The sequence below is a fragment of the Oliverpabstia sp. genome, assembly GCF_022785585.1.
GTDB classification, from domain to species: domain Bacteria; phylum Bacillota; class Clostridia; order Lachnospirales; family Lachnospiraceae; genus Oliverpabstia; species Oliverpabstia intestinalis.
On record NZ_JALFPR010000077.1, the window covers coordinates 1 to 6,999 of the forward strand.

8 protein-coding genes and 2 pseudogenes are annotated in these 6,999 nt (G+C 42.0%); 2 read left to right on the top strand and 8 right to left on the bottom strand.

Features of this window, described 5'->3' with window-relative positions:
• The 3 genes from MSA64_RS04830 to MSA64_RS04840 all read right to left on the bottom strand — a co-directional run.
• Positions 1-383, bottom strand: a 383-nt coding sequence (locus MSA64_RS04830) for an FGGY family carbohydrate kinase (protein ID WP_287890815.1), incomplete at its 3' end; no start/stop codon positions are given.
• A 19-nt stretch (positions 384-402) separates the two neighbouring features.
• Complete coding sequence (locus MSA64_RS04835; protein WP_022173090.1) at positions 403-864, bottom strand: NUDIX hydrolase; 462 nt, start codon at positions 862-864, stop codon at positions 403-405.
• A 44-nt stretch (positions 865-908) separates the two neighbouring features.
• Positions 909-1,559, bottom strand: coding sequence for a hypothetical protein (locus MSA64_RS04840; RefSeq protein WP_330639049.1), 651 nt, complete (start codon positions 1,557-1,559; stop codon positions 909-911).
• Between the two features lie 178 nt (positions 1,560-1,737).
• Between MSA64_RS04840 and MSA64_RS04845 the strand changes: the two genes are divergently transcribed.
• Both MSA64_RS04845 and MSA64_RS04850 read left to right on the top strand, forming a co-directional pair.
• Positions 1,738-3,135, top strand: coding sequence for an MATE family efflux transporter (locus MSA64_RS04845; RefSeq protein WP_022173092.1), 1,398 nt, complete (start codon positions 1,738-1,740; stop codon positions 3,133-3,135).
• Positions 3,136-3,298: 163 nt separating this feature from the next.
• A pseudogene (locus MSA64_RS04850) lies at positions 3,299-3,679 on the top strand (transposase); the annotation flags it as partial.
• A 95-nt stretch (positions 3,680-3,774) separates the two neighbouring features.
• On the opposite strand, the gene MSA64_RS04855 reads toward MSA64_RS04850, so the two are convergent.
• The 5 genes and pseudogenes from MSA64_RS04855 to MSA64_RS04875 all read right to left on the bottom strand — a co-directional run.
• Positions 3,775-4,638: a sugar phosphate isomerase/epimerase family protein gene (locus tag MSA64_RS04855; protein ID WP_158557455.1), complete on the bottom strand. Its 864-nt coding sequence runs from the start codon at positions 4,636-4,638 to the stop codon at positions 3,775-3,777.
• Positions 4,639-4,772: 134 nt separating this feature from the next.
• The gene (locus MSA64_RS04860; RefSeq protein WP_154432417.1) at positions 4,773-5,351 is read right to left on the bottom strand and encodes a DUF134 domain-containing protein; all 579 of its coding nucleotides are present in this window, start codon (positions 5,349-5,351) and stop codon (positions 4,773-4,775) included.
• Positions 5,352-5,729: 378 nt separating this feature from the next.
• Positions 5,730-5,942: a hypothetical protein gene (locus tag MSA64_RS04865; protein ID WP_227616850.1), complete on the bottom strand. Its 213-nt coding sequence runs from the start codon at positions 5,940-5,942 to the stop codon at positions 5,730-5,732.
• A gap of 147 nt (positions 5,943-6,089) precedes the next feature.
• Positions 6,090-6,404 carry a TnpV protein gene (locus tag MSA64_RS04870; RefSeq protein ID WP_262525806.1) on the bottom strand — a complete coding sequence of 105 codons (315 nt, stop codon included), beginning with the start codon at positions 6,402-6,404 and terminating at the stop codon, positions 6,090-6,092.
• Positions 6,405-6,718: 314 nt separating this feature from the next.
• Positions 6,719-6,999: pseudogene (locus MSA64_RS04875) on the bottom strand (MATE family efflux transporter); the annotation flags it as partial.

Genomic DNA, 6,999 nt, shown 5'->3' on the forward strand with positions numbered 1-6,999 from the left:
ACCTGCACGTTACATGTCTGCTGAATCTCTTCTGTCAGGGAACCGTTATTCTCCTCACAGAGACTTCCTCTCGCATCCTGCCAGGTATACAACGGACTGACACAGGTTCCTTCTTTGTCGATATAGACGATCCCATGCATCTGCCCGGTAAGTCCGATTTTTTCCACTTCCGGATATTCGTCCAGAAAATCATCCAGCATCTGTCTGCTCTTCTTTACAATCTTTTCTGCATCCTGGATCCTTTCCCAGTCCTTTGTCGTTGTAAGAAAGCTCCCGTTTTCAATTGTTTTTGCTTTAAGAATCCGGGGTTTTTGTGTTCCGTTTTTTTCCAGAACCACACCGCTTATGGTTGTTGTTCCGATATCTATTCCTACTGTTTGCATAAATCTTCCTCTCTATCTTTTAGTACAAATGAGTTTTCTTCTCCACAAGCTTATCTCCCTCATATCTTAATTTCAGCGAGAAAAATCTTTCTTCCCCGGAAAGAAGCATATCCAGAAACACTCTGTCGCCCTCCCAGGTCGGAAGTTCTGGCACAACTGTTTTATCTACCCAGCAAAGTTCTCCCTCATCGCATTCGATCAGTTCCCCTGTGTATCCATCCGCTGTGAACACGCACATCAGTTCCGCTTCGCAGGTATCGCTGATAAATGTCACCACACCACGGAACCGATACGAGGTAAGTGTAAGCCCGGTCTCTTCCTTCACCTCACGCACCAGACATTCCTCCGGGCTTTCCTGATATTCCACATGACCGCCGACACCGATCCATTTTCCCTCGTTGATATCATTCTTCTTTTTTACTCTGTGAAGCATCAGGTATTTGCCTTCGTTTTCTATGTAACATAACGTTGTCGTTGTCATTTTCTCATTCTCCCGTATTTTTCCATTCCATATTTTAAAGTATACTAATCTTTCTTTGCAAGTTCTTCCAGCACCCACGCGAAGGCCCGGGCGGTCCGCATATCCGGTTCTTTAAAATGGCCGCCGTGATTCCATTCCAGCGTACACGGTATCTCTTCTTCTTTCAGCCAGGTAAACGTCTCTCTGATGCAGTTTCCCACCTGCGCCATCACCGGATTCCTTGTTTTTTCTTCTTTATCGCCAAGACTCAGGTAAATACAGTCACTTCCTACCCGCCGGCTCTTCATATCTTCCAGGAATCCCGGAAACCAGACCGAGGGAGATGTTGCTGCGACACCTTTGAAGCGATCTGTCTGCATGGCTGCCCACAGGGCAAATAATCCTGCCATCGAATATCCACCGATACAGTATTTGCGGTCGTTGTCCGTACACAATTGCAATACTTCTTCCAGTGTATTTTCCGCACCGTCTCCAAAATCTTCCGTTCCAAATACAGCCGGGGCATTCCATGGTGAAAGATCGTGATTCCAGTTTTCCACTTTTACTGCCACAAACGCAAACTCCTGATCCGTCAGTCTGTGGATCTCCCGGATCTCGTTTTCTATTCCCAGCAGATCATGATCTCCCACCATCTGAAGCAAAGTGATCGGTGAATGACTGTTCCCATAATTATATGTAATCATTGCTCTTCCCACACCTCATTTTCCTGTCTTTCGTATTGTTTTCATTATACAGTTTTCGTTTCCGGTTCTCAATGCAAAATATTATGAACTTTTTCTTTTTTCTTGAATCTTACAACAAATAGTGGTATCATACATCGTTGGCGCTTTTTTGCGCTGCGAAGCCAAACATATCATACAGATTGGAGGACCTATGACAAAAGAAAATACTTCTGCCCCTGCAGCAGAAAATAAAATGGGAACTATGCCCATCGGTAAACTTTTATTTAATATGTCGTTACCGATGATGATTTCCATGCTCGTGCAGGCACTTTACAACATCGTTGACAGTATCTTCGTGGCGAAGCTTTCCGAGAATGCCCTTACTGCTGTTTCTCTTGCCTTTCCTTTACAGACATTACTGATTGCTGTTGCAACCGGTACCGGTGTCGGTATGAATGCTCTGCTCTCCAGATCACTGGGGGAACATAAGTTTAAAGAAGCCAATAAGATCGGTGTCAATGCAGCTTTTCTGTATTTTTTAAGTTATCTTGTATTTTTGATTCTGGGATTTACCGTTGTAAAACCATTTTATGCCAGCCAGATCAAAGGTGCGGATGCTGAGATCATGGAGATGGGCATCGAATATCTTCGTACCGTTATGATTTTCTCTTTCGGTTTACTTGCACAGATTTACTTTGAACGCCTTCTAACCTCCACCGGAAAAACACTTTTCAGCATGACTTCCCAGTTATGCGGAGCTCTTACCAATATCATTCTGGATCCGATCATGATCTTCGGTCTGCTGGGATGTCCGGCCATGGGCGTTACCGGTGCCGCTGTGGCAACCGTCATCGGCCAGTGTGTCGCTGCTGTCGTTGCGTTTACCTGCAATCACAAGTTTAACACAGAGATTAAGATCCGTTTTCAGGGATTCCGTCCGGATATCAAAATCATCGGAACGATCTATGCGATCGGTGTTCCTTCGATCATCATGCAGTCTATCGGCTCTGTGATGACGTACTCCATGAACCGGATCCTGATTGCTTTCTCATCCACAGCAACCGCTGTGTTCGGTGTATATTTCAAGCTTCAGAGTTTCTTCTTCATGCCGGTGTTCGGTCTGAACAATGGTATCACGCCGATCATTGCCTTCAACTACGGGGCTCAGAACAGAAAACGTATGATCAAAACGATCAAACTCAGCCTGATCACTGCTTTCTGTCTGACCTTTGTCGGATTCTTATCTTTTGAGCTGATTCCACAGGTTCTTCTTGGAATGTTCAATGCTTCCGAAGATATGCTCGCCATCGGTATACCTGCACTGCGTATCATCGGGGTTCATTATCTGATCGCCTGGTTCTGTATCATCTGCGGAACAGTATTTCAGGCTCTCGGAAAAGCAGTATACAGCATGATCGTATCGATCCTTCGTCAGCTCGTGGTCCTGATCCCGGTAGCCTACCTTCTTTCCCGGATCGGAGGACTGCATGTGGTATGGTGGTGCTTCCCGATTGCAGAGGTTGCATCTCTTGTTGTTTCACTGACTTTCCTGTTCAGTGTCAACCGACAGATTATTTCTAAAATACCGGATGGAAGTGACATTCTGTAAAATACATGCATTTACTATACTTGTAAAAAACATCCCCTTTCACAAAAATTTTTCTTTCGTGAAAGGGGATATTTTTATCCTATCCGGATACTATATTGAAGAATTTGCGCAAATGCTCAAGGCTTGTTTTGAAACAGCATAAATCCATTGGTGTCAGGCACCTTTACACCGGAAACCTTCTGCAAAGAACGTAATGGATGCTTTAGATAAGGCAATTGAGATCACTGCGGATTGTCCGTACAGAAGAACTTTTCATTCTGATCAAGGGTGGGCTTACCAAATGAAAGCATATTCTCATAGACTAAAAGAAGAACGTATATTTCAAAGTATGTCAAGAAAGGGAAACTGCCTGGATAACTCTGTAATGGAAAACTTCTTTGGACTGCTCAAGCAAGAAATTTACTATGGTGTTGTTTACTATAGCTACGAGGAATTAAAATCTAAGATAGAACGTTTTATAAAATACTACAATGAAAAACGAATAAAAGAGAAGTTAAGATGGATGAGCCCTGTTCAATACAGGCTTCATATCCTAGCTACATAAAGAAAAACGAGACGACCGAAATCGTCTCGCAAAAGTCTAACTTTTTGGGGTCACCTCATTTTCCGGAGAAGGAAGCGCGTTTTATTAAGTTTAAATCAGCCGATAACGCTTTCGAGATACTCGCGGCTTGCTTTGATGCTTGCGAGAGGCGAAAGAGGAGTGTTGTACTCTTCTTCGGTCTGACGGGCGCAGCAGTCAAGTTCAACAATAATGTAAGGAGCATAGTCAAGCTCAGTTACAGTTTTAACGATTTCGGGGATATCCATGATACCGGTGCCAACGGTGCAGATATCGGTCGGATTTGTACGGCCGAAAATCTTTTCGCAGTAGTTCTCTCTGGTCAGATCGGTAACACCCTCAATCAGGTTGATCGGATCAGCAGATTTACCCATATCTTTCTGATGGATCAGTTTTGCACGGGAACCGAGCTTTTTAATCAGTTCAACAGCCTTCTGTCCGCCGCGGGTTGCCCAGAAAGTATCGACTTCGAAGAAAACCAGTTCGGGATCGGTCAGTTCAACCAGCCATTCATAAGCGGTTTTGCCTTCAACCTGATAAAATTCCTGACAGTGGTTGTGATAATAGAAAGCCATGCCGTGTGCTTTTGCCAGAGCAGCCATTTCATTGCAGGCTGCGGCAACTGTTTTGATCTCTTCCATTGTGGTCATGATACCCATCGGCAGGATAATAGCTTCCGAATGCATCTTGACGTTGTCTTCTACAATCTTAACCATATCTTCATGGGTAGAGGTAAAAGGATCAAAATGTACGTGGCTTGCAATAGCAGTCAGACCAAGCTCTTTTACTTTATTGCCGATTTCTTCGGGGCTGTTGCCGGGAACATCTACATACTCAACATACTTATAGCCTGCTTTTGCAACATTCTCCAGAGTTTTGAGGTAGTCATTTGCCAACTCGGTCATAACCGAGAAAAGCTGTACGCCAACTTTCAGTTTCATAATAAATCGTCCTTTCTTTTGGTATAAAACCATGTTGTTTTTTATTGTACCAAGTCGCTAGCGCGACGTCTAGCCCTAAGTACATCAAACCACTACTTTTTTTTAGAGAAAAACCAAAGAAAGTACTTTATTTCCTATTGATTTTCACCATTTCCGGAACATCCGTGTTTCTCTTCACCACAGTGATGCTCGCCACAGGAGTGACCATGTTCGTGTGTGGTACAGTGTACTTCCGGATTATAGTCAAGGTTTCCTTTCAAATAAGCCTCTATCGCTTTATCTGCATTTCCTTTTACGCCTCCATATAACCGGATTCCTGCCTCTTTCAGTGCTGTCTGTTCTCCAACCTTTCTTTGAATGATTATTTTTCTGACGGATTCTTCGGATCTTTTACAGAGTCTGTTACAGCAAAATACATTCTTTCCATCACATAACTGATAGTCGCCCCCTGAAATATGTAACTTTTTTCCATTTACCACACTGTCTGCCAGTTTATAACGTGCGGATTCATAGATCTCAGTCACTGTTGTCCTTGAGATTCCCATTCGCTCTGCACACTGTTCATGTGTATATTTTTCCAGGTCAACCAGTCGAATCACTTCGTATTCATCTACGGTCATAGTAATCTCTTCTCCCACAGAGATTCCTTCCGGTTTAAAACTGTCATATGCAGGTTCTGTACAGATTTTTCTGCATCTTCTTGGTCGCGCCATAATTTCTCCTTTTTTATTTCCGTCATATGTCGATAATTATCATAATCCTGTTTTCGTATAGAATCAACTAACTAAGAAATTTATTAGTTACTTTGTTTATTTTCTTTACAGGTTTTGTTCAAACAGTTTATACTCTGTTGTTTTTCTCATGATGCTCAACTGGCCTTATACCTGTGATGATTGTGGAAAATTTGAACCAAAAAAACAATGGCGCTCTGTAAAATTAGAACTCAGTGAAACTTAGCAAAACTTAAGTTCACTGCATTTTTCCTCTTTGGCAAAAGAAAAAGCACTGTAAAACCAATAATCCAACGGTTTTCAGTGCTTTTTTCATGTTTTAACTATTGAATTTCCCTCAGACACCTACATAAGTGAAACTTAGCGAAACTTAAAAATTGCAGAACGAACAGAATCAATCCCATCTCTGCTCAATGTTGCCAGTCCTTGCATATTGTAATACCAGTCATCTGGCAAACTTAACATCAGCGACAATAGACCTTTCGCTTTCAATGTCAGATTCTTATTCTTGAAATGGTGATTACTCATTACCGTAAAATTCTTAGTTCTCTCTACACGAAAAATCTGTGCCATGCTCCCATCCTCCTTTCCAGTTCAAAAGAGAAAGCGTAAGTAATATCTCTATCACTCACGCCTTCTCTAAACATTTTATTCTTTTTTCAATGATTTTTTAATCTGTCCAATTACCTGTTCAATCCTCAGTTACAAACTTCAACTTTGTTAAACATAGATCAGTTCCTTCAAAATAATCTCTTCCACAAACGCTCTGTGCTGATTAGCAGCTCTTACCCACGCAATCTGATCTTTCTCTTTATCCGGTAATGGTTCTTTTTCTTCCAACTGTTTCAGAATCACTTCTTCCCGTTCTCTGGCCGCCTTGTCCACTTCCAGAAGATGTTCTCCAATTGTATCCTGTAAAAGCATCACCTGGTAGGTTGAATTTCGATGGTTCTTCAGATAATCTCTGCGTAAGAATCCATACTTGCCAAACTGCTCCATCTGCTCACCGGATTTATAAGTAAGATTCGGAGTCAGATTTCAATTTACATTCGTGTACGTTAATTTCATTTTATTAGCACTCTCCATTTCTCATCATTTTTTGACCGCAAATTTACGACATTTACGACAAATCTGACACTGCTTTACAATACCAGCCAAAATGACTGATGTCCCGGAAAGCCTGTAAAACAGGCACTTCCGTGATACACAAGACAGGACAAAAGTCGACTTCTATTCTCAAAGACATCCCAATAAAATTTCTGAATGACAGGAAAATCCGTTTGCTCTGCTTTTTGCAATTTCATTTGTTCTTTTATGTCCTATTATAGCACGCAGCAAAAGAAAGCACCTCATGAATCTCTCTTATCCGCTAATTCTCTCCGATAGTATCTGTAAAATAAACTCCCCGTCGTACAAACAGCCACAAAATCCGCAATCGGCTCAGCCAAAAATACACCGATGGTTGGATTCGCAACAATATGAGACAAAAAGAAAATGAGTGGAATCAGCAAAATGATTTTTCTCCATATGGTCAGAAAAATAGCTGTTTTGTCCTGATCAAGTGCTACAAAACTATACTGACACGCAACCTGTATTCCATATATGCAAAGCAGGCAAAGATAGGTTCGAA